This window comes from Pseudomonas sp. AN3A02 (genome assembly GCF_011765255.1).
Classification (GTDB): Bacteria; Pseudomonadota; Gammaproteobacteria; order Pseudomonadales; family Pseudomonadaceae; genus Aquipseudomonas.
The window spans coordinates 667,263-691,326 of sequence record NZ_JAARNI010000002.1 but is presented as its reverse complement, the minus strand read 5'-3'; the positions used below and the strand labels follow the sequence as shown (position 1 = coordinate 691,326).

Below are 24,064 nucleotides of genomic sequence, written 5' to 3'. Positions count from 1 at the left end.
CACCGTTGATGATCATCACGCCTCCCGAATCCAAAGAGCAGCACGCAGACGCGGCAGGCGGACGGGCGCATTTCCTGCAAGTGTTCCTGTCCCAGCGCTCGCAGATGGAAGCGCTGGTCAGCCGCCGCGTGGGTTGCCGTGCGACGGCGGCGGACCTGGTGCAGGATTTGTTCCTGCGCTTCTGGCGCCGGCCACTGGTGCAGGTCGAGGAGCTCAGCACCTACCTGCTGCGTTGTGCCGGCAATATCGCCATCGATCACCTGCGCAGCGAAGGCGCCCGGGTGCGCAGCAGTGAAGGCTGGCTGCCGGAACAACAGGATAACCAGGGCTCCGAGCCCCAGGCTGCGCTGGAGGCGGGCAATGATCTGCGCCATGTCGAAGCGGCCCTGCGCAGCTTGCCGGAGCGCACCCGACAGATTTTCCTGCTCAACCGCATCCATGGCCGCAAGTACGCGGAAATCGCCAAGGCCATGGGCCTGTCCCAAAGTGCCGTGGAAAAACATATGATGCGCGCGCTCGAAGCCTGTAAGGCCAGCCTTCGTGAACCATCGCCAAGGAAAGCCCCGTGAACGCCACTGCCCGCGTCACCCCGACGCCCGACCAGGAACAGGCCGCATTGGCCTGGCTGAGCTTGTTGCACGACCAGCCCAGCAGTGGCGACCAGTCCACGTTCAGCCATTGGCTGCGGGCCGACCCGGCGCATGTCGAGGCCTATGCCCAGGCCCAGGTGCTGTGGGAATTGAGTGAAGTACCGGCCAGAACGTTGGCGGATGAGGATGCCCTGGCGCTGCAGGGTTACTTGAACGCGATGAATACCTCAAAGCGCTCCAGCGTGCGGCGCTGGTCTGGCGCCCTGGCCATGGCCGCCTGCCTGCTGGTGATGATCTCGATGGGCGCCGGCTGGCAGCCGTCACGCTGGGTCGATGACTTCGGCGCGGATTACGTCACCGCGCCGGGTGAGGTGAAGACCGTGACCCTGGCCGATAAAAGCCTGGTTACCCTGGACGCCGACAGCGCGATCTCCGTGGATTTCAAGCATGGCGAGCGCCATATCCAGCTACGCCGTGGCGCCGGTTTTTTCAGTGTGACCCACACGGGCGAATCCTTCGTGGTCGAGGCCGGCAGCGGCGAAGCGCGGGTGCTCGGCACGCAGTTTGAAGTGCGCCTGCAACCGGCGGGTGCGCAGGTGACGGTGTTGTCCGGCCGGGTTGGGGTTACGCCGTCGAAGTATGCTCAGCAACAGATTCTGACGGCCGGCCAGCAAGTGGCCTACGCCGATGGTGTCGCCGATGAGCTGCACGCAGTCGACAGCGAATCGCGCCTGGCCTGGCGCGACGGTTGGCTCAACTACTACAAGACGCCCCTGGCCGACGTGGTGCAAGACCTCGGTCGTTACTACCCCGGGCGCATTCTGCTGCTCAACGAAGACCTCGGCACGCGCCGCGTCAGCGGCAGTTTCCCGAGCAAGGATCCGCAAGCGGTACTCAACGCGCTGCAGGCCGTCCTGGGGTTTGAACAGCACACGCTGCTCGGTCGGATGATCGTATTGCGCTAGATACAGGTTGCTACGCTGCAATGGCGTAGCACTGTCATTACTTGCACCTTTCCTCCTTGAAGATCCCCATGCTTTGGCACCTCGGTGTCCGTAGACCTTTCATTTAACCTTCATCGCAATCGCCAAAACCTGTAACCAAACCGTTACGTGATGCACGGATGATCCTCGGATTCCTGAGCAGGTGGTCAGGAAGATTGGCGGCGCTGTTCACCCAGCCCAAATCGCCAAGACCTCCCCCATAACAACAGATGGATGCATGTAAGGGATCTACTCGTGACCTACAACAAACTCTACGCCCTGCTTTTAGCATCGGGCCTGGGCGGCTTTGCGCCGCTGGTTCTGGCAGACGACTCCCAGGATGTCGGTTCGGTGCACGTCGCCGGCGAACGTACCCTGGGCACCGGCCACATGATTCAGGAAGAAAGCGCCAAGGCCCGGTCCACCGTGACCAAGGAAGCCATGGACGAAATGTCCCCGACGGCCAACGCCATCGACAAGCTCAAATACACGCCGGGCATTAACGTTTCGAACGATGACGCCAGCGGCATGAGCGGCACCAGCTTCACCATGCGGGGTATGAACTCCGACCAGGTCGGGGTTTCCATGGACGGCGTGCCGATCAACGACTCCGGTAGCTACGGTGTGTACGCCAACCAGCTGGGCGACCCGGAAAACGTCGGCGAAGTGTTTGTCACCCAAGGCTCCTCCGAAGCGGACGGCCCGCACATTGGTTCCAGCGGCGGCAACATCGGCATGGTCACGATCCGGCCGACCAAAGAGCCAGGCTTGTTCGTCAAACAATCCATCGGCTCGAACAACCTGACAAAGTCTTTCGCACGGCTCAACACCGGCGACCTGGGCGGCTTCAAGAGCTGGGTCTCGGCCTCTCACACCGAAGGCGACAAGTGGCGTGGCAAGGGTACTGTGCGCGGTGACAAGGTGGAGTGGAGCACGCTGTTCGAAGACGACAATGGCAACTCCAGCAACTTCACGATGAAGTACAACAAGCAGGAAAACTACAACTACAACACCCTGAGCAAGGCCCAGTTCCAACAACAGGGGCGGCGCCTGGATTACTCGGAAACCCCGGTCTACAAAAACGGCTTGCTGTCGTCTTCCTACAAGCTCAACCGCAACCCTTTCGAAAGTGTCATGACCACCTTCACCCAGCGCTGGCGCTTGCGTGATGACCTGGCCCTGACAGTTGCGCCTTACTATTACTGGGGCAACGGCGGTAGTTTCAGCGGCCAGACCGCGACCAACCTGGGGCCGAAGTCCGACAAGGCCGGTAACTACGACCTGGGTAACCTCAAGTCGGCCAACTACTACCGGCCGTCCTGGACCGAAACCTGGCGCCCAGGTGTCACGGTCAAAATGAAATGGGACATCAACGAAGAGCACAGCCTGGATTACGGCTACTGGTACGAGCGCGCTCGCCAGCGCCAGACCCAGCCGTATATCGGGATCAACAGCGAAGGTGCACCGGACGACATCTGGGGTGATTACAACAGCGGCGGCCAGGTGGTCGACAAGAACGGCAAGACCGTCCAGGGCCGCCACCAGTACACCGTGACCCCGGCCCAGAAACTGTGGGTGCAGGACAGCTGGCAAGCCACGCCAGACCTGAGTTTTGTCGGCGGGCTGGCCTACCAGTACGTCGAGCGTGACGGCGACAACCTGGGCAGCCTGTACGACAAGCCGGAAAAGCGTAACGCTCGTTACCATCAGTTCCTGCCGAACTTCAGTGCCAAGTACCAGGTCGACGAGAGCAACCAGGCGTTCTACAACGTCACCCGCAACATGCGCACCCCGCAGAACTACGTGCTGTACAACAAGGGTGACTCCCTTAACCTCAACCCCGAGTTGAGCTGGAACCAGGAACTGGGCTGGCGCTACACCGAAGAAAAAATGGCGCTGAGCGCCACCCTGTTCTACATCACCTTCAAGGATCGCCAGTTGTCGACCACCGACTTGAACGGTGACTACGTGATGGCCAACGTTGGTGATGTGACCAACAAAGGCCTGGAGCTGGAGTGGAGCGGCCTGCTGCCTTACAACTTCAACTACTACGCGTCGTACACCTATACCAAGTCCGAGCAGCAGGACGATTTTGTCAGCAAGAACGTGCTGTTGCCGACCAAGGGCAACCAGTTGGCCAACGTGCCGGAAAACATGCTCAACCTGGTGTTTGGTTACGACGACAAGCGCTACTACGGCAACGTTGCCGGCAAGTATGTCGGGGCGTTCTACGGCGATTTGACCAACAACGAGAAAATCTCCGGGCGCACCGTGTTTGACCTCAACGCCGGTATCTACTTGCCTGTGGACAAGAAGGTCTTCAAGTCGGCTGCGCTGCGCTTCTCGATGCTCAACGTGTTTGATAAGGAATACTTGAGCTCGGCACGTACGGTGTCGTTCAACTCGGCGCCGGTGAATGGCCTGACGGCCAGTTCGGCGTATTACAACGTGGGTGAAGAGCGTACGGCGATGGTTTCCCTGGAAGCCAATTTCTAGGGTTCTATACGGTTATGAATGGCCGCGAATGGCCTGTGGCGAGGGAGCAAGCTCCCTCGCCACAGGTTCTGGTGCAGGCCGCACGGTCTGGCTTACTTCAGCGCAGCCATGATCGCTTCAGGGTTGTAGTCGCGAATCAGCGTGCCGTTCACGTCCACAAATGGAATCCCGCCGCCGCCCAGTGCCTCGTACGCCTTGCGCGCCTGGGCGTCCTTGTCGATATCAAACTCCCGGTAGGGAATCCCTTTCGAATCCAGAAAACGTCGGATCTGCTTGCAGTAGCCGCACCACTCAGTGGAATACAGCACCACACGCGCCGCCGCGCGTGTCTGCTCCGGCACCACCTGGGAGGGGTTGAACAGCCGCTCGATCTTGCCCCAGTTCTGGAAAACCACCACCACCAGCAACACCAGCAGGACTTTTTTCAGAACCCCGCCCAGCATCAGTTGCGACGCTTGAGCTGGTCGGTCAACTGGGTCGGCAGGCCCTTGATGATCAAGGTGCCGGCGGCTTCGTCGTATTCGATCTTGTCGCCCAACAGATGCGCTTCAAAGCTGATGGACAAGCCTTCGGCGCGGCCGGTGAAGCGACGGAACTGGTTCAGGGTGCGTTTATCCGCCGGGATTTCCGGCGACAGGCCGTAGTCCTTGTTGCGGATGTGATCGTAGAAGGCTTTTGGCCGATCTTCATCGATCAACCCAGACAACTCTTCCAGGCCCATTGGCTCGCCGAGCTTGGCCTGGCTGCTGGCGTAGTCCACCAGGGTCTTGGTTTTCTCGCGGGCGGACTCGTCCGGCAAGTCTTCGCTTTCGACGAAGTCGCTGAAGGCCTTGAGCAGGGTGCGGGTCTCGCCCGGGCCGTCCACGCCTTCCTGGCAGCCGATAAAGTCGCGGAAGTACTCCGAGACCTTCTTGCCGTTCTTGCCCTTGATAAAGGAGATGTACTGCTTGGACTGCTTGTTGTTCTGCCACTCGGACACGTTGATCCGCGCCGCGAGGTGCAGTTGGCCAAGGTCGAGGTGGCGCGACGGCGTCACGTCCAGTTGGTCGGTCACCGCCACGCCTTCACTGTGGTGCAGCAGGGCGATCGCCAGGTAATCGGTCATGCCCTGTTGATAATGGGCAAACAGCACGTGGCCGCCGGTAGAGAGGTTGGATTCTTCCATCAGCTTTTGCAGGTGTTCCACGGCAATGCGGCTGAACGCGGTGAAATCCTTCCCGCCGTCAAAATATTCCTTCAACCAGCCGCTGAACGGGTGCGCGCCGGACTCGGCATGGAAAAAGCCCCAGGCCTTGCCTTGTTTGGCGTTGTAGCTCTCGTTGAGGTCGGCAAGCATGTTCTCGATCGCGGCCGACTCGGCAAGCTCGGAGTCGCGGGCGTGGAGAACTGCGGGTGTGCCGTCGGGTTTTTTGTCGATCAGGTGGACGATGCAATGACGGATCGGCATGGGCTTCTCGGCAGGTGAAGGGGAGTGGTTGAGCTCCCGGAAAAAGTCGCCAGTGTACCGCACCCGCTAGGGATGGCGTTGTTCGGAGGGCATTTTGAGAGCCCTCCGACGGGCCATATGCCTTTTTTTCACGGTTTAGAGCGATAAAGCTGACCAAATGGGTATGTTGAGGCGGATATTTCCCCGTCTCTGTGCTAGTTTTGCCCCGTCTTACGCGCAGTCTGGGCGTTAAGCGTGCATTCAGCATTTGTCAGGTCGAACCAAACCCGGTTTCAGGTATCTATAACCCCGATCTTCGTGGTTATAGCCCTTGGGTGCCAGGCCTTGATGGCAGGGCTCGATGGCTGACACTGCACTCTGCAATCCAAATGAATTTGATAGGGAAGGAACACCACAATGGCTATTACTAAAGACCAACTGATCGCTGATCTGGCTGAATCCACTGGCGCCACCAAAGTTCAAGTGCGTGCAGTGATTGAACAACTGAGCCAGATCGTTGCTGATCAGCTGGAAAACGGCGGCGAAATCACTCTGCCAGGCGTTGGCAAACTGAAAGTGACTGAGCGTCCTGCCCGTACTGGCCGTAACCCTTCGACTGGCGCTGCCATCGAAATCGCTGCCAAGAAAGTTATCAAGCTGGTTGTGGCAAAAAGCCTGACCGACGCTGTTAACAAGTAAGACGCAGCAAAAAAAACCGTGCTCCGGAGCGATCCGGGCACGGTTTTTTGTTGCCTGCGGTTTTTAATCCTTGCGCGCCCAACGCTGGCGCCACACCTGTTGCTCGCTCGGGGTCTGGAAGGTCCAGGCAACAAAGCGGCTCTGCTTCTGGCCCTGGGACATCTCCACCACCTGGCTCTCCAGCACACCGGCCTTTTTCAGCGCGGTCTGGATCGCCGGCAGGTTTGACGCTTTCGACACCAGAGTGCTGAACCACAGGACTTTATGTTGGAAATGCGTGCTTTCAGCGATCAACTGCGTCACAAACCGCGCTTCACCGCCTTCACACCACAATTCCGCCGACTGGCCACCGAAGTTCAGTACCGGCAACTTGCGCTTCGGATCAGCCTTGCCCAGTGCTCGCCATTTACGCTCGCTGCCCTTGGTTGCTTCATCCATGGACGCGTGGAAGGGCGGGTTGCACATGGTCAGGTCAAACCGCTCACCCGGCTCCAGCAGGCCCAGCAGGATCTGCTTGGGATTGGTTTGCTGGCGCAACTGGATGGCCTTGTTCAGCCCGTTGGACTGCACGATCGCCTTGGCGGCCGCCACGGCCGTCGGGTCGACTTCCGAGCCGAGGAAATTCCAGCGGTACTCGCTGTAGCCGATCAACGGGTAGACGCAGTTCGCGCCCATGCCGATGTCCAGCACCTTCACTGGCGCGCCACGGGGGATCACGCCTTCGTTGACGCTGGCCAGCAGGTCGGCGAGGAAGTGCACGTAGTCGGCACGCCCCGGGACCGGTGGGCACAGGTAATCAGCCGGGATGTCCCAGTGATTGATGCCGTAGAACGCCTTGAGCAACGCCCGGTTAAACACCCGCACCGCGTCGGGGCTGGCGAAGTCGATGCTTTCCTTGCCGTACGGGTTGATGATCACGAATTGCGCCAGTTCCGGCGTGGTCTTGATCAGCGCCTGGAAGTCGTAACGGCCCTGGTGGCGGTTACGCGGGTGCAAGGTGGCCTCTTTGCGCGGAACGACGGGCTTGGCCGGCGTAGTGGATTTAGGCTTCTTGCGCGGTGCTTTGGGTGTGCTGGGGGCGGTCATGGGCTGCGTCGATTCTGGAATTTGGCTCAAAGTGGCGGGCATTGTCCCACATTCTTGAGTCGAACTCGGTCAAATGTGGGAGATTCTATGGTTTAGGGGAAGCCCCCAAAACCGCTTTCGACTGGTATTCACTTTGGTTTTTCATGAGGGAGAACGCGATACGCGCTAGCTTGCGAGCGATGATAACCAAGGCCTGAGTCGTTTTCAGGCCTCTGCCCAGATAGCCTTGATAGAGCGGTTTCCAAGCGTTTGACTTGATACCTGCTGACGCCGCGTTATGCAGCAACCGACGGATCTCCGAGTCCCCCTTTTTACTCAGTGATCGACGTCCGCTCATTTGCCCCGAGTCAGACACCCTCAAGTCCATTCCTAGGAACGCGATATAGGCATCGGCACTTTCAAACTCGCCTCGTTGAAACGCCATCGTCAGTGCTACCGCAGTGAGAAAACCAATCCCCTCAACGGCCTGGCAGCGTTTGATCTGATGCAACAGACCTGCCTCAGTGATGGCATCTAATATCCGTTTTTCAATAAGCCCTTCGTGTCTCGCAAGGCAGGCTGAGACACTTTTTGATGAGGCCTTAAGTAGTGGCTCACCTGCCCAGCTTTGGTTAAGGCCAACTCGCATCTTCACCAACGCTGCCCGTCGGCGAAGCAAGCTTTGAAGCTTGGTATAGACCTTCGGCGGCGGGTTCCAGGCACGTAAATCAGCCTGCTCATTTTTCAAATAACGGGCCAGTAAACGCGCATCGCTGGCGTCTGTTTTCGCCCGCCCACCCGTGCTTTTGCGGTAGTGATTAAGACGGTAGCCATCAATCACGTAAACCATATGGCCCATCCCATGAGCCAAGTTGACCGTATCCAGGTGATAGATATTGGTCGCTTCGATCGCGATGCCACTGCCCTCGGGCAGAGATTTGAGCCACGCCTTCAGCTCGGTTTTATTGTTCGGCACAATCTTCAATTCGTCTGTTTCAAAGTGACAGGCCACGACTTCAGCCTTAGCGACATCCACGCCGATGATTGATTGCAAGACAGTCATTGCCATGAAAAACGCTCCGGGTTAGGGTTTATGGGCTTGTCGGGGCTTCACCGTTGCGCTGGCTTGCTTCTATCGTCGGTCATGGCCGATGCATTCCTTATCGGCGCTTTGGTGAAGGGGTGGGGCGAAGTCTCCCACGGTCTGTACTGGCTAGAGTCAGATGCTGGCTTTTAGTCCCACCACCCCTACAAGTCTAACCATACAAGCTGGCTTGCCTGCGATAGCGGTGTATCAGTCACCACCGCTATCGCAGGCAAGCCAGCTCCCACATTGAGCGCATTTCAAATTCAATAATCCTTGCGCTTGCGAAACGCCCAGCGTCCGGCAATCAGGGTAAACGTCGCCACCAGCGCCACCAGAATCCAGAAGCCTTCCGGGTCAGTGGAAAGCGGCACGCCCCCAACGTTCATGCCAAAAAAGCCGGCAATGATGTTGATCGGCAACGCCAGCACCGTGACCACGGTCAGGGTGAACAGCGTACGGTTGCTCTGCTCGTTGAGGTTGGCGGCGATCTCTTCCTGCAGCAGCTTGATGCGCTCACCCAACGCCATCAGGTCGTTGATGATCAGCGCAAACTCCTCGGTGGATTTGCGCAGCTCCTTCACGTCTTCCTTCTGTAACCATTGCGGCGGGCGGTTGAGCAGCCGCAGCAACGAGCCCGGCTCCAGCGCCAGCAGCCGTTGCAGGCGCACCAGCACCCGGCGCGCGGCGCCCAGTTCGGCGCGGTTGGTGGACAGGCGCGACGACAGCAACTGGTCCTCGATCTGGTCGACGCTGAGGCTGGTCTTGCGCACGATCTGCGTCAGCACTTCGCCCTGGTCCCGCAGTAAATGCACCAGCAGTTCCAGCGGCGAGCGAAAGCGCTCGCCGGCCTTCACCGACGAGCGCAGCTTGTCCACCGAGTGCAGCGGTTGCAGGCGCGCGCTGATTAGCAGCCGGCTGCGGGCGCACACCCATAAGGTGGAAATGTCTGAAGACACCATGCTGCTGAAGTTGAAGACCACGTCGTTGACCACCGCCAGCAACGCCGAGTCCACGTGTTCGATACGGGTGGAGCGCGAGCCTTCGTGCAAGGCTTCAAAGAATTCTTCCGGCAGATTCAGGTGCGCCTGCATCCAGCGTTCGCAGGCGGCGTGGGCCAGGTTCAGGTGCAGCCACAGAAACTCTTCGGGGTCACCGGGTTGCTGCAAGGCCGCCAGGGCGGTGGCTGAGTCAATCTGTTCGCCCTTTTCACCGGGGCGAAAACGAAAACCGTAAAGCAAACCAAACAGGTCCGAGTCCTGGTGGCTGTGGTCGATGCTGTGGTTCATGGACGCTCGCAGGGAAAGTGCCTGTAGGAGGTTTCACAGGTTCACTTGAGCGCATCATGGCAAGGGTATTTGACGGTTTTGTGACGGTTCGAGGTGAGCGTCAATCGCCAGTGGGCAAGCTGAAGGTAAACACCGTGCCGTCCTGCTCGTGGGAAGAAACTTCCAGCCGCCCGCCGTGGGCGTCGGCAATCTGTTTGACGATGTACAAACCCAGGCCCAACCCGGCCTGGGGCAGGGCGCCCGTCGGTCGGGAGTAGGGCTGGAACAGCAGTGGCATGGCTTGGTCACTGATCAGCCCAAGGTTTTTCACCGATAACTCAAACGTGCCGGCGTTGACCTGCGCACTGACTTCAACCGGCCCTTCCGGGTTGCCGTGGCTGATGGCGTTGGCCACCAGGTTGGAGAGCAATTGCGCCAGACGTTCGCGGTCGCCTTTCACACCGTTGAGATTGCCGATGCTGGCGTGAATCAGCCGCTTTGGATGCACGTGCTGCACCTCTTCCACCACATGCTGCAATGTGTCTTCAAGCCCAGTGCATTCACTGATGTTCACCGGGATGCCGCTGCCCATTCGCCCGCGGGCAAAGTCCAGTACGTCTTCCACCAGTTGCGAGGCCCGGCGGCCGCTGGCCAGCATGTGCCGCACCAGCGTGTCGGTGGCCGGGTCCGGGTGTTTGCGCAGTAGGCGTTCGGCGCCGACGTTGATCGCGAATAACGGGTTGCGTAGGTCGTGGCCAAGCACGGCGATGAACTGTTCCCGCAGTTCGGCGGTTTCCCGCTCCTGCTGCAAGTCGGCTTCGGTTTGCTGGAGGCTTTCTTCGGCTTCGATTTGCAGCGACAGCACCCGGGCAAACGACTCCATGGTGGACTGGATGGTGCTGCTGCGCAGCTGCGCCGGATTCGGGTCCAGGGCGCAGATGGTGCCGAAGAAACGCCCGTCGGTGCGGAACACCGGCACCGAGATGTAGCTTTCAAAGTGGTAGATGCGTGGCGTGTGGTGGTCGCGATACAGCGGGTCTTCGCTGGCTTTGTCGATCACGATCGAGACGTGGGAACCGCGGATTTCGTGGCACAGGGTGGTGGTCAGGTCCAACTCGCCACCCACGGGCAGGCCGAAGTCCAGTTGGTCGCGCACGGCGCAGGCGGTCCATGAATCGTCGGTGACCCGCGCTACGGCCGCGAAACGCAAGCCGGTCATTTCACTGATCACCTGCAGAATCGCCGGCACAGCGCTGATTCGGCCAATGGTGGCAATGTCGGCGGCTTTTTGCCCCATGGCGCGCGGTCTCGATCCTGATGCTGCTGGCGTTGTGCCTTGGCTGGTGGTTGGGATTCTAGCGAGCTTGGCGGCGCAAGGTACAAATTCGTTCACGCTAATTAGACTATTTGCTCTTCTGGGCGACCAACGCGCATAAAAAAGCCGCGCGGCCCGAAGGCGGCGCGGCGTTTTTAGGGTTTAACTCAGGTGTCTTGCTTGTTTTCCAGGACTTCACCGGTCTTGGCATCCAGCTTCACATCCCACTTCACATTGGCGGTGTCACGCAGTTCGGTCTCGTAGACCAGGCGGCCGGCTTTGTCTTCCAGTTCGGTGTCAACGATGGTGGCGCCTTTGTGCTGGGCCACTGCCTTGGCGTTGAGTTTTTCGAAATCCATGATGGCGCCGGACTTGAGCAGGCCCGGAATATGGTCCGGGCGAACATCGGCCTGGGCGAAACCTGCAGTAAGCGTCAGGGCGGTAGCAGCGAACAGAGCGGTCAGGTTTTTCATGGTGTATTCCTTGGGGTGAGCTGTTTAAGTGGGATCAGGTTAACCAGCGCAACTTAACTCTCCCTTAAAATTGCGCCGTTTGTTCAATCGGCGGCGGAGTGCGGGGTTTCATGCTGGCGTCTCAATCATGGGAGGCACAGATGAAACAGTTAATGGCCTGGGCCTACGCGCCCTTGTTCTGGGTGGGATTTATCGGGTGGGCGCTGTGGCTGATACAGGTGAACGCGCCGCAATGGCTGGCACTGGTATTTGTCTGCGCGGTGGTGGTGTCGTTTATTGCGGAGTGGTGGTTGCCCTATGAGCCGCAGTGGAATCGCAACCAAGGTGATCGTTGTCGCGACTTGATTCATGCGTTGGTCAATGAAGGTCTCAATGCAGCGGGCTTGTTGATCTTGCCGGTGTTGACCGCGTTGCTGGCCGTTGACGGCGTATGGCCGCGGGCGTGGCCGCTCTGGGAGCAATTGCTGCTGGCGATCTTCATCGCCGATGCGGGCATCACCCTGATGCATTACGCCAGCCACCGAGTCGCCGCCTTGTGGCGCCTGCATGCGGTGCATCACAGCGTGCAGCGGTTGTACGGTTTCAATGGCTTGATGAAGCATCCGTTGCACCAGATGCTCGAAGCCACGGCGGGTTTGTTGCCGCTGATCCTGCTGGGCATTCCCACGGACGTTGCGCTGCTGCTGGCCCTGGCGATTGCCGTTCAACTGCTGTTGCAGCATTCCAATGTCGACATGCGCCTGGGGCCGCTGCGCTGGGTGTTCGCCTGGGCGCCGGTGCATCGTTTTCATCACATGAAATATGGCCGGGCGGGGGATGTGAATTTTGGCTTGTTTTTCAATCTGTGGGATTGGCTGTTGGGCACGGCGTTTTACAGCCATGACTATCGAATGGGGCAGGGCGATCTGGGGATTGGCAGCCGGCCGGATTTTCCGCGGGAGTATGTGGCGCAGCTGCGCGATCCATTCAGGGCTGTGCGATTGAGCAAGGAGCCGCCGGTTCCCACCGACCGACTGTAGGAGCGAGCTTGCTCGCGAAAAACCTGAGGGCACCGCGTTCATTCAGGATGCTCGCGTCATCAGTGGGAGCAGTGTCAGTTGCAGGTTGCGCAACGACGCCCCGGCCGTGACGCCAAATAGTTGCTTCATGGTCCGGGAAAAATGCGCCGAATCAGCGAACCCGGCGCCATGGGCGGCCTCGGTCAAGGTGCTGCCGCCCAGCGCCAGTCCCAGCGCCACACGCAAGCGCCGCCACAGCACCAGGCGGCGCACGGGCAAACCCAGTTGGTTGGCGAACAAACGCTCCAGTTGGCTCAACGAAACATGTGCCGCCTGGGCCAGGGCTTGGGCCGAGACCTTGCCGCTCAGTTGCTGATCCAGCGCCAACAGCGCGCGCTCCACCCGGGCATCTTCCAGTGCGCGTCTCGGCAATTGGCGCAGCGTGCGCTCGAGCGATTCCAGAGACAGTTCACTCTCGGCCAGGGCCGCCTGCAAAAGGTCGAGTTCAAAAGCGCCGGGTTCGGCATACACCATCAACACCTCTCCGTCGGCGTGGAGGAGGGCGTGGGGCATTCTTGAAGGGATAAATAGGCGATGGGCCGTGGTGACACGGCCATCGAGGCTGGCCGTGATCGGCTCGCCCGGGGAGAACATCAACTGATGGGCATAGTGCGCATGGGGCGCGGTGCGCCCCGCAATACCCAGGATCAGCCCGTAATCAGGCCCCAGCCACAGGCGACCTGACCATTCGGAACTCACTCAGTAACCGTTGTCCTGCAGCAGATCGGCCACACTCGAGGACGGCCAGCGCTTGTAGTACTTCAGCAGTTCGGCGGCGCGGTTGGTGAAGATGCCATCGACGCCGGCTTTCATCACCTTGTCGAAGTCCACCGGCTCATCCACGGTATACACGTGCACCAGCAGGCCCTTGTCGTGGGTCAACTGGTTCATCTCGGGTTTGACCAGGTCGGAATAGCTCTGGTCTCCCAGGTTGGTCAGCTGTGCCGAAGGGCCGGTACCGATGGCGCCCAGGCTCTTGGCCTCGTCGACCCATTTTTCGAACTCGGCGGCGTCCTTGGGTTCTTGCTTGGCGTAGTAGGCGGCTTTGCTTGGCTCGCCGGACTCGGCGAAGGTCACCTTGGATTTTGGCTCAATGCTGCCTTCACCGACCCACAACAGCAGGATTTTCGGGGTGTTGGGCATCTCTTTTTGCAGTTCTTTGAGGCTGTCCTTTTCAAAGGTTTGCAGCACCACGCGGCCCTTGCCCTGGCCGACGCCGATGTTTTTCTGGGCCTGGTTGGAGCCGGTGGAGCTCAACCAGCCTTTATCCAGCAGCTTGTTCTTCAGGTCGGCTTCGATACCCGGGAATTGCTTCGGCTCTTTGGTTTCGATGTACAGGCCGGGTTTGTGCTGCGGGTTGCCTTCGGCGATCTTGATGATTTCGTCCAGGCTCAGGATTTTCAAGCCGACGAAACCAGGGCGGGCGCGATCCGGGTAGGCGGCGTTGAACCAGCTGCCGGCGTCCAGGGTTTTAAGCTCGGCCCAGGTGAACTCGTTGGCCGGGCTGTCCTTGCGCTCTGGGAATTTGGTGGCGACGTCGGTGGTGCGTTGCAGGTTGTTGTCATGCAGGGCGAAGAGTACGCCGTCCTTGCTGCGCTGCAGGTCCATTTCCAGGTAGTCGGCGCCCAGGTCGCGCGCGACTTTGTAGGCGGCGGCGGTGGATTCCGGTGCATCAAAGGAGGCGCCACGGTGGGCAATCACCGCGGGGTGCGGAATGCCTTCGTTGGTGGCCAATTCGGTAGGGCTGATCGGGCTTGCCGCCTGTGCGTGGCCAAGGCCCAGCATCAAGGCCAGCAGCAGGGCACTCTTGGTAAACGTGACAGGCATAAGCGAAGTCCTTTCGTGGAGGTAACTTTGAGAAGGGCTCCTTTTTAACAATTGCTTGCGAATGGCGCTATCACCAAACCGACATTAACGTGTTCACGAGCCATTTTTCTGCACTTTTGTGCTGTGCCATGCAGTACTCTTGCCATCAGCTGCCCCATCAGAGGGCAGATTATCTGCCACGCGTGTAAACCATCTTTCCAGTCCAAAAAGGACTTTTCAGTGAGGTTTACCATGCGCATCACCTCCGAGCTTATCTGTCAGGCCGCCGACCAACTCCACGGTTTTGTCGGCCTGAACCGCAAGACCCACCAGTACATCGTCCGTTTCAGCGAAGACGCCTTCGGCATGGACGTGGCCGACGACGGCATCATCCCAACCTCCGAGTTTGTCTGGCAGCCGGTTGACGAGCAGGCCATGACTTTGTCCCGCGAGCGGATCCAGTTGTTGCTGGACCAGAACATCGACGACCGCATCAACATCACAGAACCGCTGCGGGTGTACATGCGCCGGGTGGAAATTCCACAGATCAGTGCGGTGCGCAGTCTGGTGGGTTGAACGCCACATTGTCCCTGCGGCTAGAGCGCTTTTTGTGGCGAGGGAGCTTGCTGTGGCGAGGGAGCTTGCTCCCGCTGGGCTGCGTAGCGGCCCCAAAATCTTGGGAGCGCTGCGCACTCCAGCGGGAGCAAGCTCCCTCGCCACAGGAGCTCCCTCACTACAGAGCCTTCCTTGTCCACATTAAGTGTTTTACACAGGTTGATGTTTCAGCGCTCGAACGCGTAAGACCGCTCCACCTTGCACACCCGCGTATGGCACGCCGAGTACCAGGTGGAGCGCCCCTGTTCGCGCACCTCGGTGTGTTCGGCGTGCTGCTTCCAGGACAGAATCGCGGCTTCGCTGTTCCAGTAGGACACGGTGATGCCCAGGCCATCTTCACCGCGTGCCGATTCCACGCCGAGAAAGCCAGGTTGTTGCCGGGCCAGTTCCAGCATGCGGTCGGCGGCTTGTCCGTAGCCGTTGTCGCCTTCAGTGCGCAGGGAACTGAAGATCACTGCGTAGTACGGCGGCTTGGGTGTTTTGGCGATCATACGCAGGCCTTGAGCAGTGCAACTGCCAGCGGCGGTGTGATGCCTTTCAGGGCCGCACGTTCCGGCTGGAACAGGGTGGCGACGAAAAACGGATGGTCCAGCAGCTCCACCGCTCGCAGGTCGCCCGCCGAGTCATGGCCGCTGGCAATCAGGTCGGCCTCCAGTAGCGCGCTTTCGAATTCAGGGTTGATGCCATAGCGGCAACGGTAGCCTTCATGGATATCGAGAGTGGCGTAGGCCTCGGCGATGCGGGTATAGGCCATCAAGCGGATGGTGTCAGTCGCTTCCACCAGCGCACAGGTCAGTGGCGTAAGCACCGCGCGCGGCGAGTCGGGGGCCAGTTCGCCGTGTTCTGCGTCGGCCCAGCCCATCACGTTGCGGGCATATTCCAGCACCGCGTGTTGAAAACCGCCGCAGGTGCCGAGGAAAGGCCGCCGCTGTTCGCGGGCATAACGGATGGCCAGCAGGGCGCCGTCGAGGTCACGGTAAGGGCTGGCGGGGACGCACCAGAAGCCATCGTAGTGCTGCAATTGTTCGGTGGATTTGATCGTGTCGGTGGCCAGCCAATCGAACCGCACCGTCAGGCCCAACGCCGCGCCGGCCTGTTGCAACGCCAAGGGAATGGCCAGGTGGGCGGTGACTTGTGCATCGTAGTCGCCGATCAGGGCCAGGTGCAGGGTGGTTTTATTCATCGAGGGTATCCGTGGCTTGTTGAGTCCTGGCGCTCACTATAGATTGGCGCTCACGCAATCAATATTGGCGTTGGCCCACATGTTCAATGCAGCGACGCACTATCGGATCGATTACTCCGACCTTTCCCTGATCCTCGCGTTGGTGCGAGGCGGCACGCTTGCCCGTGCAGCGGGGTTGCTGCGGGTGGATGTGTCGACGGTGTTTCGCGCGGTGCGGCGGCTGGAGGCGGCGCTGGGCCAGACACTGTTCGAAAAGAGCCGCGCCGGCTACCTGCCCACCACCTTGGCCACCACCCTCGCCGAACAGGCTGAACGTGCCGAACAGGCGCTGGAAGCGGCACGTGTGGGGGTCGAGCAGGGCGGTGAAGTGATCAGCGGCACGGTGCGCCTGACGTGCACGGATTCGGTGTTGCAGTCACTGTTGCTGCCGGCCCTGGCGCAGTTCATGCCCGGCTACCCCGCGCTGACCCTGGAGCTGAGCACCTCCAATGACTTTGCCAACCTCAGCCGCCGCGATGCGGATATCGCCTTGCGCCTGACCAAGGCTCCACCCGAACATCTGGTAGGACGTTGCCTGGGCACGGTGTCGTATCGAGTGTGTGCCAGCGCCGACTATGCCCGCCAGCATGCAGGCAAAGAGCTGGCCGCCCTGAGCTGGATCGCGCCGGATGACTTCCTGCCGGATCATCCCACCGTCACCTGGCGGCGCCAGCATTTGCCTGGAGTGATGCCGGCCTACCGCTGCAACAGCATGGTCTCAGTGACCGAACTGGTGCGCGCCGGGCTCGGCGTGGCTGCGTTGCCGGATTACTTGCTGGGCGCAGGCCTGCAACCGTTGAGCCCGCCGCTGGTGGGGCACGACACAGCCCTGTGGCTGCTCACGCGACCTGATTGCCGGGCGTTGCGCTCGGTGGTGACGTTATTTGATCAGTTGGGCCAGCATGTGCGCTTGCCCCATTAAGTCTTGCGCACGAAGTGCTCGTGCATCTCGGTGGTCAACCCTTCGATGCGTTCGGTCAGTTGCTTGGTCATCTCGGTGAGCTTGGTGTTCTGTTCCAGCAGTTCCATCAATTGCTTGGTGGTCTGCGCCGCCTGGGCCTGGCGTTCGGTGTTGGCCACGGCCAGGGCTTCGCGGTGCTGGGCGTCGGCGTCGGACTGGGCCTTGTCCCGTGCGGCCTGGCGGGTTTGGGCCAGCAGAATCAAAGGCGCGGCATAGGCTGATTGCAGGCTGAACGCCAGGTTCAAGAGAATGAATGGATACACGTCAAAGTGCGTGATACCGGTCACGTTGAGCACGACCCACAAAATCACGATTGCCGTTTGCGCCCCCAGGAACGTCGGCGTGCCAAAGAAGCGCGCGAAGGCTTCGGCTTTCAGCGCAAAAGTGTCGCTGCCAAAGGTCGGCGCGAGATGGGCGTGTTTACGGTGAAAACGCAGATGGTCAACGTTGGCTTCAGGTTTATCCGGGGTCATGGCGGGCTCGAATCCGTGGCGTAAGACAAGCCACCACTATAGACCGAGCCCTTGACCGGGCACATGAAGAAGCCTGTCGCTTACCGGTTGCCCCGTTCATTGGCAAACGCACTGACGGCCTGCACCGCCTCGCTGGCGCCTTCGCGAATCTGCAGGATCACTGTGCCGGCCTGGTTGGCCAGCTCTACGCCCTGGGCGGCGCGGTCGCGGGTGCCGTCCATGCTGTCGATGGCCTGGCGGGTTTCGGTCTGGATCATCTCGATCATCGACGAGATCTCAGCCGTTGAACCGCTGGTGCGCGCCGCCAACTGCCGGACCTCATCGGCCACCACCGCAAAGCCGCGCCCTTGTTCGCCGGCGCGTGCTGCTTCGATGGCAGCGTTCAAGGCCAGCAGGTTGGTCTGGTCGGCAATCCCGCGAATGGTGTTGACGATGGCGGTGATCTGCTGCGAACGCTCGCCCAGCTTGGCGATCAGCGCGGAAGAACCGTCGATGTTGGCGGCAATCTCACGCATGCCCGTGGCGGTCTGCTGGATCACCTCGGCGCCTTTTTCGGCGATGTCCCGGGTTTGCAGCGAGATGTGATAAGCCTGGGTCGCGCTTTGCGCATCGGCGGCGTGTTTCTCCACCATGGCCGTGACGTCGGAGGCGTACTTCACCACCTTGCACAGGCGTCCGCTGGCGTCGTACACCGGGTTGTAGTTGGCTTCCAGCCACAGGACCTGGCCGTTTTTGTCGATGCGCTCGAACTGGCCGTTGAACAGCTCACCCTGGTTCAGCCGTCGCCAGAAATCACTGTAGGCGCTGCTGTTGGCCAGCTCGGGTTTGCAGAACATGCGGTGATGTTTGCCCTGGACTTGAGCCAGGGTATAGCCCATGCGATGCAGGAAATTCTGGTTGGCGCTGATGATGGTGCCGTCGAGGTTGAATTCGATCACCGCCATGGCGCGGTCGATGGCCTGCAACTTGGCGTTGGCTTCGCTCTCGGCCTGCATTTTCGGGGTGACGTCCATGGCGTACTTCACCACTTTCACCACGCTGCCGGACTCGTCACGCACCGGGTTGTAGCTGGCCTCCAGCCAGATCGGCTGGCCGCTGCTGGTGATTCGTTCAAAGGTGCCGGACTGGAACTGGCCGTTGCGCAGTTGCGTCCACAGCTGGGCGTATTCGGCGCTGCGGGCAAAGGCCGAGGTACAGAACAGGCGGTGGGACTGGCCCACGACTTGATCGGCGTTGTAACCCATGGCCTTGAGAAAGTTCTCGTTGGCCCGCAGGACAGTGCCTTGCAGATCGAATTCGATCACCGCCATGGAGCGGTCGATGGCTTCGAGAAGGCTGGCTTGCTGGGCAATGGTGGCGTGCAAGGTACTGATGGTTTTTTTATGGGCGTTGAATAGCATGGTCGTGTGCTCGGGGGAAGCAAGCGTCAGGGGTATCCATGGGGGCGCCTGCCACCGTATGGCTTAAGCCTACGGCAAACGTGCTCATTGCCAGCTTCCTTGTGCTGACAGAGGGGTGGAACAGCGGGTTCTGAGTCGTTATGGGGGCAAGAAGTTCTATAGTCGCCGACCAATGGCGGCATTATGCTATCGCTTGGTGATGGTCGCGTTTAATTCAGACGAGGTGCAGTCGGCGGGATTCAGGCGCTATGGGCGACCACATAGTCGCTGACATTCACCCGGTTACGGCCGGTGTCCTTGGCCGCATACAGCGCGCGGTCCGCCGCGTTGAGCCACATGGCCGCGTCGGTGAAGGCCGGTTGGAACGAAGCCAGGCCGATGCTCAGGCTGACCCGCAGCTCGGGGATTTCCGGATGACGGTAGTTGCTGAACACTTCGCGCATGCGCTCCATGACTTGCGCCGCTTGCTCCAGAGGCATGTCCGGAAGAATCACACAGAATTCGTCGCCGCCGTAACGCCCGGCCAGGTCGTTTTCCCGCAGGTTGCGACGCAGTTCCAGGCTCAGTTGGCGCAGGACCTGGTCACCGATGATGTGCCCGTAGCTGTCGTTGATTTGCTTGAAGTGGTCGATATCGATCAGCGCGATGGTGGCGTGGACGTTTTGTTGTTGGCACTTGTGAAACTTCAGGTGCAGCAGGTCTTTCCACGAGCCGTGATTGAGCAGGCCGGTGAGGCTGTCGGTGCGACTCAGGGCGCTCAGGGCACGTTTGTGTTCCGACAACTTGATCGCCAGGCGGTAGCAGACCATGCCCAGGGCCATGGGATACAACGTCAGCATCGGCAGGCAAGCGTAGACCTGGACCAGGCTGACGTTGGGATTGAACCTGATTCCGAATAACAGCCATGCCACGCCGATGCCCGCCAGTTGCGCCACGATGCCGTGGAGAAACAGGCGTTTGCCGCCGGCGGCGACGTTGTTCATGGCCATCATCGACAGGATGGTCACGGCGGTAAGGGGCGTGAACTGCGTGGTGGCAGCCCAAAACCCGCCGAGCAGCGAGTCGTAGAGCAGGTTTCGTCGCTCAGCCTTGTAGGGGAAGTCGGAACGGGTCGAGAGTTGGTACGCCAGGTGCGCCCAGCCAAATCCATTGAACAGCAGCAACGCCCAGACCCAACCTGGCATTTGCAGTGGGTAAAGCGCAGCGATGACGCTGATGCAGCCGATGCCCAAGCCGATGATCCTTGGCTTGTAGATACGTCTGGCAAATGACAGCCCTTTGCCTCGTTGGTTTTCCATAAATTCCTGGGTCGATTCTTTTTTTCGCAGGTACAACGGCACACGTGATCGGGAAAACCACTGGTCGGATAATCCGTGTGAATATTGTCAGTTATTCCCGTGGGAATAATCAGTGTCCTTCCAGGCCATTTGCAAAGGACATACGCCGAATCAGCAAAAAACGACCCTAGATGTCGTTCCTGCAACAGATCAGTGCTGCGGCACGACCTCATAGCCCGCCAGGAACAGGTCGATGGCCGACTCGATGACGTCCGCTTGAGCGGCGGCGTCCAGGGTCGGCTGGCCCAGGGTGATCTGTGGCCAGAAGGCGAAAGCCTTGAGCAGGCTTTGCACTTGGTGGGCGGCGAAGCATGGGTCGGTGCAGCTCAACCGGCCATCTTCCTGGGCGGCGCGCACCCATTGGGTGAACCCTTCTTCGCGCTTGCTCAGGCGGTTGACCATGTCCTGGGCGCGTTCCGGCGAGTGGATGGTGGCGGCAATCGCCACACGGGCCAGATCGAGGAAGTTGGCGTCCGACATCATCTTCATCTTGGCTTGCAGCAACCCGCGCAATTGCTCGCGCAACGGGCGGTCGCTGGCATAGCTGACGTCCAGTTGCGCAACGCTGCTGGCCCACAGTTGATGCAGGATCTCGGCGAACAGTTCTTCCTTGCTGGGGAAGTGGTTGTACACCGTGCGCTTGGAAACCCCCGCAGTGGCGGCGATCTTGTCCATGCTGGTGACCTCGAAACCGTTGTCCCGAAACTCGGCGATGGCGGCTGCCACGATGGCTTCGCGTTTACGGTCGGTGAGGCGCTGAGGTGCAGTCATGGGGGATTTCGGCTCTGAAAGGAAAATTACACTCGGTAGTTTACTTGCTACCGGTTTTGTTGCAATCTAGAAACTACACTGTGCAGTGTAACTTTTAGAGCAGTCTGCAGGAGTTCCTCGGTAATGGCCACGATCTCAACCCGTCTCGACAGTTCTTCTTCAGCGCCCAAGTCTTCCGAACAGCAGCAAGGTCACTTCACCAATCAGAAGCCCATCCAGCATGGCGGCTTGGGCAAGACCTTGGGCATCATGTGGAAGATGCTCTTCCAGAAGCCCCGCAGCACGCGGCCGGTGGGTGAGATCCCGGTGCAACCGCTGACCCGTGAGCAACTGTTTGCCGCCCCCGACCACAGCGTGTTCCGCCTTGGGCACTCCACGGTGCTGCTGAAAATGCGTGGCAAGTTCTGGCTGACCGACCCGGTGTTCGCCGAGCGCGCATCGCCGTTCAGTTGGGCCGGTCCCAAGCGCTTCCATCAGCCGCCAATCAGCCTGGAAGACCTGCCTCCGATCGAGGCGATGATCCTGTCCCACAACCACTACGACCACCTGGACCACAAGGCGGTGGTGCAACTGGCGGACAAGACCCGCTATTTCCTCGCGCCGCTGGGCGTGGGCGATACACTGGTCAAGTGGGGTGTAGACCCCAGCAAGGTGCGGCAGCTGGATTGGTGGCAGGGCACTGAAGTTGACGGGATTCGTTTTGTTTCCACACCGGCCCAGCACTTTTCCGGGCGCGGCCTGTTCGACGGTAACCAGACACTGTGGTGCTCGTGGGTGATGATCGACGGCCCGCGGCGGATTTTCTTCAGCGGCGATACTGGCTATTTCGAGGGCTTCAAGCGTATTGGCGAGCAGTACGGACCCTTTGATCTGACCCTCATGGAAACCGGTGCTTACAACGTCGACTGGCCCCACGTTCACATGCAACCGGAAGAAACCCTGCAGGCGCATATCGACCTGAAGGGCCGCTGGCTGCTGCCGATCCACAACGGCACATTCGACCTGGCGTTTCACGCATGGCACGAACCGTTCGACCGCATCATGGCGCTGGCGTGGGAGCGTAATGTGTCGATCACCACACCGGCGATGGGGCAGGCGTTCATGCTCAATCAGCCGGAGCGCGGGCAGGCCTGGTGGCTGGAAGTCGAGCATGCGGGTAACGAGCAGCACGTCGGCGGGTGATAGCTATTTGGATGCAATCTCGCCGCTGAGTTGCAGGCTGTTTCCGACCTACAGCCGTCCCGATAAAAGGATGCAATCATCCCTCGAAAACCAATTTCGAGGCGTGGTCGTATATGGACGACAAGAGTAGGAAGGTGACAGTGTCGGGCTCGCTGTGTCTGTTCAAGCAGTCAGTCTCGGGGGACGGTTCTGTTCCCCCGGCTTGCGCCCCGACCGTCAGTAAGGGCGTCGTGTTTGGCACTGATACTGGCGGTGCAATCGTCGGTTCCGGCGCTCACCAGAGCGGCCTGGAGTTTGACTCCCCAAGTGGCTACGGCCCCAGGTTTGACATCCCCGGGCCCATGATGCGCACCGTGCGCGACCCCTCGTTATCACTGATCGCCCTCAGCGGCGTCGACCCTGAAGGGCCGGTGATGGTGGAGATTCCACCGGTCGCCGATTCGGGTCATCTGATAAACACACCGCCCTTGGCCGGCAGCCGCATTGGTTTTGCCAGTGAATATGTTGCAGGCGATGTTCGAGAAACGATCGAACACAGCGCGCACTTTGCTCAAGTACTGAACGTACTGCGTGCAGCCGGTGCGGAGTTGGTGCCCGTGTATGCGCGGCTGACGGATGACACGGGCCATTTCACCCTGCATCCCGGCAACGAGATTAACGATCGGGTCACGGAAAATCGGTTGGATGGGTTGGTGTCCGATGCGCAAAGTGCTGCCTTTCATCAAGCGGCCACTGCGGGTAACCCAAGGATACGTATACCCACCGGCGCTGGCCCGGATGGAGTCTTAACGTTTGCGTGGTTCTATGGCGCTTATTGGGCCGGCGATCGTCTGGCAGCGCTGGCGCAAGGCTGTCGGTTGGTATTGTCGGCACAGACATCCCGATGATGAGCAGGCTGCCCAGGCAATCAGGAAGCCTGCATTTACACCCGGCCTGCGCCAGCCCGGATTACTTCAACCCATAGCGAGCGGCAGGTTCACGGTGCGACAGGTTCGGGCCCAGGGCCAACCGCGCGTTTTCGTAGGTGTCCCAATCTGCACTGTCCGGCAGGGACGGAATCGTCACGGCTTCGCCTTGGGCCAGGCCGGCGAGGGCTGAGTCCACCAGGTTTTCCGTAGTCATTACCATGGTTTCCGGCAGGTTGTTTACCGGCAGGCCGGCGATGTCCCAGAACTCCGTGGCAGTGGCGCCCGGCAGCACCACCTGGACCACCACGCCCTTGTCGCTCAGCTCGTGCTGCAACGATTCGCTGAAGGCCTGCACAAACGCCTTGGTGCCGCCATATACCCCGTTCAGCACTTTGGGAGCGAGGGCGACAATCGAGCCAATATTGATAATCGTGCCGCGGCCCTGGGCGACAAAGTTGGTTGCCGCCGCTTTGGCCAGGCGGGTCAGCGCCAGCACGTTAAGCAGAATCATCGCGTCCATTTTGCCGGCATCCGACTCCAGCAGCGAAGCTGTGGCGCCCACTCCGGCGTTATTCAACAGCAGGCTGATACGGCTGTCGTCCTGCGCGAGCTGGGCAATACGCGCCAGGTCGGCCGGCAGATTGAGATCGGCCGCTATCACTTCAATGTCGCGTTGGGTGCTGGCTTTCAAGCGTGTTGCCAACTGCTCCAGGCGTTGCTGGTTGCGGGCCACCAGAATCAGATCGTAGCCAGCGTTGGCCAAGCGGTCGGCATACACCGCGCCAATTCCTGACGAAGCACCGGTAATCAGGGCATAACCTTTGTGTTGCGACATGGCAGTTGCTCCAAATGGCCGGGGAGGGGATCGGCCTTGTTGGAACCAAGATTATGGGTGTAATGTATTGGCTGCAATGTCATATATCCCTCCTTTA

General features: G+C 60.0%; 25 protein-coding genes. 9 read left to right on the top strand and 16 right to left on the bottom strand.

Annotated features, from left to right (window positions below; genetic code table 11):
* Nucleotides 1–8 precede the first annotated feature (8 nt).
* From HBJ59_RS13000 to HBJ59_RS12990, 3 genes are all read left to right on the top strand, one after another.
* Entirely contained in the window at nt 9–569 is a 561-nt protein-coding gene (locus HBJ59_RS13000; protein WP_076017617.1) for an RNA polymerase sigma factor, read from the top strand.
* Complete coding sequence (locus HBJ59_RS12995) at nt 566–1,555, top strand: FecR family protein (RefSeq protein WP_167663761.1); 990 nt, start codon at nt 566–568, stop codon at nt 1,553–1,555. The genes HBJ59_RS13000 and HBJ59_RS12995 overlap by 4 nt, the downstream gene beginning before the upstream one ends.
* Before the next feature lie 273 nt (nt 1,556–1,828).
* Nucleotides 1,829–4,069, top strand: coding sequence for a TonB-dependent receptor (locus HBJ59_RS12990; RefSeq protein ID WP_167663760.1), 2,241 nt, complete (start codon nt 1,829–1,831; stop codon nt 4,067–4,069).
* A gap of 92 nt (nt 4,070–4,161) precedes the next feature.
* Here the strand turns inward: HBJ59_RS12990 and HBJ59_RS12985 are convergent, their stop codons facing one another.
* The gene (locus HBJ59_RS12985) at nt 4,162–4,512 is read right to left on the bottom strand and encodes a glutaredoxin family protein (protein WP_167663759.1); all 351 of its coding nucleotides are present in this window, start codon (nt 4,510–4,512) and stop codon (nt 4,162–4,164) included.
* Nucleotides 4,512–5,516: a nucleoid-associated protein YejK gene (gene yejK / locus HBJ59_RS12980; RefSeq protein ID WP_003212745.1), complete on the bottom strand. Its 1,005-nt coding sequence runs from the start codon at nt 5,514–5,516 to the stop codon at nt 4,512–4,514. The genes HBJ59_RS12985 and yejK overlap by 1 nt, the downstream gene beginning before the upstream one ends.
* 396 nt (nt 5,517–5,912) lie before the next feature.
* Here yejK and HBJ59_RS12975 point away from each other — a divergent pair, with 396 nt between their 5' ends.
* On the top strand, nt 5,913–6,194 hold the full coding sequence (locus HBJ59_RS12975; protein ID WP_017476062.1) for an HU family DNA-binding protein: 282 nt from the start codon (nt 5,913–5,915) through the stop codon (nt 6,192–6,194).
* Nucleotides 6,195–6,257: 63 nt separating this feature from the next.
* Here HBJ59_RS12975 and rlmF read toward each other — a convergent pair whose 3' ends face one another.
* The 5 genes from rlmF to HBJ59_RS12950 form a co-directional block, all read right to left on the bottom strand.
* Nucleotides 6,258–7,280: a 23S rRNA (adenine(1618)-N(6))-methyltransferase RlmF gene (gene rlmF / locus HBJ59_RS12970; protein WP_167663758.1), complete on the bottom strand. Its 1,023-nt coding sequence runs from the start codon at nt 7,278–7,280 to the stop codon at nt 6,258–6,260.
* An 85-nt stretch (nt 7,281–7,365) separates the two neighbouring features.
* Nucleotides 7,366–8,328, bottom strand: a complete 963-nt coding sequence (locus HBJ59_RS12965; protein ID WP_167663757.1) for an IS110 family transposase — start codon at nt 8,326–8,328, stop codon at nt 7,366–7,368.
* A 281-nt stretch (nt 8,329–8,609) separates the two neighbouring features.
* Nucleotides 8,610–9,632 carry a transporter gene (locus HBJ59_RS12960; protein ID WP_167663756.1) on the bottom strand — a complete coding sequence of 341 codons (1,023 nt, stop codon included), beginning with the start codon at nt 9,630–9,632 and terminating at the stop codon, nt 8,610–8,612.
* 100 nt (nt 9,633–9,732) lie between these two features.
* Nucleotides 9,733–10,908 (bottom strand): GAF domain-containing sensor histidine kinase, encoded by a 1,176-nt coding sequence (locus tag HBJ59_RS12955; RefSeq protein ID WP_167663755.1) that lies wholly within the window; start codon nt 10,906–10,908, stop codon nt 9,733–9,735.
* Between the two features lie 185 nt (nt 10,909–11,093).
* Entirely contained in the window at nt 11,094–11,399 is a 306-nt protein-coding gene (locus tag HBJ59_RS12950; RefSeq protein WP_076016633.1) for a PepSY domain-containing protein, read from the bottom strand.
* A 140-nt stretch (nt 11,400–11,539) separates the two neighbouring features.
* On the opposite strand from HBJ59_RS12950, the gene HBJ59_RS12945 reads away from it, so the two are divergent.
* Nucleotides 11,540–12,418, top strand: coding sequence for a sterol desaturase family protein (locus HBJ59_RS12945; RefSeq protein WP_167663754.1), 879 nt, complete (start codon nt 11,540–11,542; stop codon nt 12,416–12,418).
* 42 nt (nt 12,419–12,460) lie between these two features.
* Here HBJ59_RS12945 and HBJ59_RS12940 read toward each other — a convergent pair whose 3' ends face one another.
* Nucleotides 12,461–13,156 carry an AraC family transcriptional regulator gene (locus HBJ59_RS12940; protein WP_167663753.1) on the bottom strand — a complete coding sequence of 232 codons (696 nt, stop codon included), beginning with the start codon at nt 13,154–13,156 and terminating at the stop codon, nt 12,461–12,463.
* Nucleotides 13,157–14,284 carry a glycerophosphodiester phosphodiesterase gene (locus HBJ59_RS12935; RefSeq protein WP_167663752.1) on the bottom strand — a complete coding sequence of 376 codons (1,128 nt, stop codon included), beginning with the start codon at nt 14,282–14,284 and terminating at the stop codon, nt 13,157–13,159.
* A 231-nt stretch (nt 14,285–14,515) separates the two neighbouring features.
* On the opposite strand from HBJ59_RS12935, the gene HBJ59_RS12930 reads away from it, so the two are divergent.
* Nucleotides 14,516–14,839 (top strand): DUF2025 family protein, encoded by a 324-nt coding sequence (locus HBJ59_RS12930; protein ID WP_167663751.1) that lies wholly within the window; start codon nt 14,516–14,518, stop codon nt 14,837–14,839.
* 206 nt (nt 14,840–15,045) lie between these two features.
* Here the strand turns inward: HBJ59_RS12930 and HBJ59_RS12925 are convergent, their stop codons facing one another.
* Nucleotides 15,046–15,369: an antibiotic biosynthesis monooxygenase gene (locus HBJ59_RS12925; RefSeq protein WP_167663750.1), complete on the bottom strand. Its 324-nt coding sequence runs from the start codon at nt 15,367–15,369 to the stop codon at nt 15,046–15,048.
* On the bottom strand, nt 15,366–16,061 hold the full coding sequence (locus tag HBJ59_RS12920) for a CTP synthase (RefSeq protein ID WP_167663749.1): 696 nt from the start codon (nt 16,059–16,061) through the stop codon (nt 15,366–15,368). The genes HBJ59_RS12925 and HBJ59_RS12920 overlap by 4 nt, the downstream gene beginning before the upstream one ends.
* Nucleotides 16,062–16,140: 79 nt before the next feature.
* Here HBJ59_RS12920 and HBJ59_RS12915 point away from each other — a divergent pair, with 79 nt between their 5' ends.
* Nucleotides 16,141–17,022 (top strand): LysR family transcriptional regulator, encoded by an 882-nt coding sequence (locus HBJ59_RS12915; RefSeq protein ID WP_178124267.1) that lies wholly within the window; start codon nt 16,141–16,143, stop codon nt 17,020–17,022.
* On the opposite strand, the gene HBJ59_RS12910 is transcribed toward HBJ59_RS12915, so the two are convergent.
* The 4 genes from HBJ59_RS12910 to HBJ59_RS12895 all read right to left on the bottom strand — a co-directional run bounded on the left by HBJ59_RS12910 (nt 17,019) and on the right by HBJ59_RS12895 (nt 21,042).
* The gene (locus HBJ59_RS12910; protein ID WP_167663748.1) at nt 17,019–17,534 is read right to left on the bottom strand and encodes a DUF1003 domain-containing protein; all 516 of its coding nucleotides are present in this window, start codon (nt 17,532–17,534) and stop codon (nt 17,019–17,021) included. The two genes, HBJ59_RS12915 and HBJ59_RS12910, sit on opposite strands and share 4 nt — an antisense overlap.
* An 80-nt stretch (nt 17,535–17,614) precedes the next feature.
* Nucleotides 17,615–18,934: a PAS domain-containing methyl-accepting chemotaxis protein gene (locus HBJ59_RS12905; protein WP_076016625.1), complete on the bottom strand. Its 1,320-nt coding sequence runs from the start codon at nt 18,932–18,934 to the stop codon at nt 17,615–17,617.
* Between the two features lie 239 nt (nt 18,935–19,173).
* Nucleotides 19,174–20,232 (bottom strand): diguanylate cyclase, encoded by a 1,059-nt coding sequence (locus HBJ59_RS12900; protein ID WP_167663747.1) that lies wholly within the window; start codon nt 20,230–20,232, stop codon nt 19,174–19,176.
* Nucleotides 20,233–20,421: 189 nt separating this feature from the next.
* Complete coding sequence (locus HBJ59_RS12895; RefSeq protein WP_076016624.1) at nt 20,422–21,042, bottom strand: TetR/AcrR family transcriptional regulator; 621 nt, start codon at nt 21,040–21,042, stop codon at nt 20,422–20,424.
* A gap of 123 nt (nt 21,043–21,165) precedes the next feature.
* Between HBJ59_RS12895 and HBJ59_RS12890 the strand changes: the two genes are divergently transcribed.
* Nucleotides 21,166–22,224: an MBL fold metallo-hydrolase gene (locus HBJ59_RS12890; protein WP_167663746.1), complete on the top strand. Its 1,059-nt coding sequence runs from the start codon at nt 21,166–21,168 to the stop codon at nt 22,222–22,224.
* A gap of 113 nt (nt 22,225–22,337) precedes the next feature.
* Nucleotides 22,338–23,111: a hypothetical protein gene (locus HBJ59_RS12885; RefSeq protein WP_167663745.1), complete on the top strand. Its 774-nt coding sequence runs from the start codon at nt 22,338–22,340 to the stop codon at nt 23,109–23,111.
* Between the two features lie 61 nt (nt 23,112–23,172).
* Here the strand turns inward: HBJ59_RS12885 and HBJ59_RS12880 are convergent, their stop codons facing one another.
* On the bottom strand, nt 23,173–23,967 hold the full coding sequence (locus tag HBJ59_RS12880; RefSeq protein ID WP_167663744.1) for an SDR family oxidoreductase: 795 nt from the start codon (nt 23,965–23,967) through the stop codon (nt 23,173–23,175).
* Nucleotides 23,968–24,064 lie beyond the last annotated feature (97 nt).

Bases quoted from the DNA above. Each gene is read 5' to 3' on its own strand.
- HBJ59_RS13000 (WP_076017617.1), top strand. From the start codon at position 9: ATGATCATCACGCCTCCCGAATCCAAAGAGCAGCACGCAGACGCGGCA.
- HBJ59_RS12985 (WP_167663759.1), bottom strand. From the start codon at position 4,512: ATGCTGGGCGGGGTTCTGAAAAAAGTCCTGCTGGTGTTGCTGGTGGTG.
- yejK (WP_003212745.1), bottom strand. From the start codon at position 5,516: ATGCCGATCCGTCATTGCATCGTCCACCTGATCGACAAAAAACCCGAC.
- HBJ59_RS12975 (WP_017476062.1), top strand. From the start codon at position 5,913: ATGGCTATTACTAAAGACCAACTGATCGCTGATCTGGCTGAATCCACT.
- rlmF (WP_167663758.1), bottom strand. From the start codon at position 7,280: ATGACCGCCCCCAGCACACCCAAAGCACCGCGCAAGAAGCCTAAATCC.
- HBJ59_RS12965 (WP_167663757.1), bottom strand. From the start codon at position 8,328: ATGGCAATGACTGTCTTGCAATCAATCATCGGCGTGGATGTCGCTAAG.
- HBJ59_RS12960 (WP_167663756.1), bottom strand. From the start codon at position 9,632: ATGAACCACAGCATCGACCACAGCCACCAGGACTCGGACCTGTTTGGT.
- HBJ59_RS12955 (WP_167663755.1), bottom strand. From the start codon at position 10,908: ATGGGGCAAAAAGCCGCCGACATTGCCACCATTGGCCGAATCAGCGCT.
- HBJ59_RS12950 (WP_076016633.1), bottom strand. From the start codon at position 11,399: ATGAAAAACCTGACCGCTCTGTTCGCTGCTACCGCCCTGACGCTTACT.
- HBJ59_RS12945 (WP_167663754.1), top strand. From the start codon at position 11,540: ATGAAACAGTTAATGGCCTGGGCCTACGCGCCCTTGTTCTGGGTGGGA.
- HBJ59_RS12935 (WP_167663752.1), bottom strand. From the start codon at position 14,284: ATGCCTGTCACGTTTACCAAGAGTGCCCTGCTGCTGGCCTTGATGCTG.
- HBJ59_RS12930 (WP_167663751.1), top strand. From the start codon at position 14,516: ATGCGCATCACCTCCGAGCTTATCTGTCAGGCCGCCGACCAACTCCAC.
- HBJ59_RS12925 (WP_167663750.1), bottom strand. From the start codon at position 15,369: ATGATCGCCAAAACACCCAAGCCGCCGTACTACGCAGTGATCTTCAGT.
- HBJ59_RS12920 (WP_167663749.1), bottom strand. From the start codon at position 16,061: ATGAATAAAACCACCCTGCACCTGGCCCTGATCGGCGACTACGATGCA.
- HBJ59_RS12915 (WP_178124267.1), top strand. From the start codon at position 16,141: ATGTTCAATGCAGCGACGCACTATCGGATCGATTACTCCGACCTTTCC.
- HBJ59_RS12910 (WP_167663748.1), bottom strand. From the start codon at position 17,534: ATGACCCCGGATAAACCTGAAGCCAACGTTGACCATCTGCGTTTTCAC.
- HBJ59_RS12905 (WP_076016625.1), bottom strand. From the start codon at position 18,934: ATGCTATTCAACGCCCATAAAAAAACCATCAGTACCTTGCACGCCACC.
- HBJ59_RS12900 (WP_167663747.1), bottom strand. From the start codon at position 20,232: ATGGAAAACCAACGAGGCAAAGGGCTGTCATTTGCCAGACGTATCTAC.
- HBJ59_RS12895 (WP_076016624.1), bottom strand. From the start codon at position 21,042: ATGACTGCACCTCAGCGCCTCACCGACCGTAAACGCGAAGCCATCGTG.
- HBJ59_RS12890 (WP_167663746.1), top strand. From the start codon at position 21,166: ATGGCCACGATCTCAACCCGTCTCGACAGTTCTTCTTCAGCGCCCAAG.
- HBJ59_RS12885 (WP_167663745.1), top strand. From the start codon at position 22,338: ATGGACGACAAGAGTAGGAAGGTGACAGTGTCGGGCTCGCTGTGTCTG.
- HBJ59_RS12880 (WP_167663744.1), bottom strand. From the start codon at position 23,967: ATGTCGCAACACAAAGGTTATGCCCTGATTACCGGTGCTTCGTCAGGA.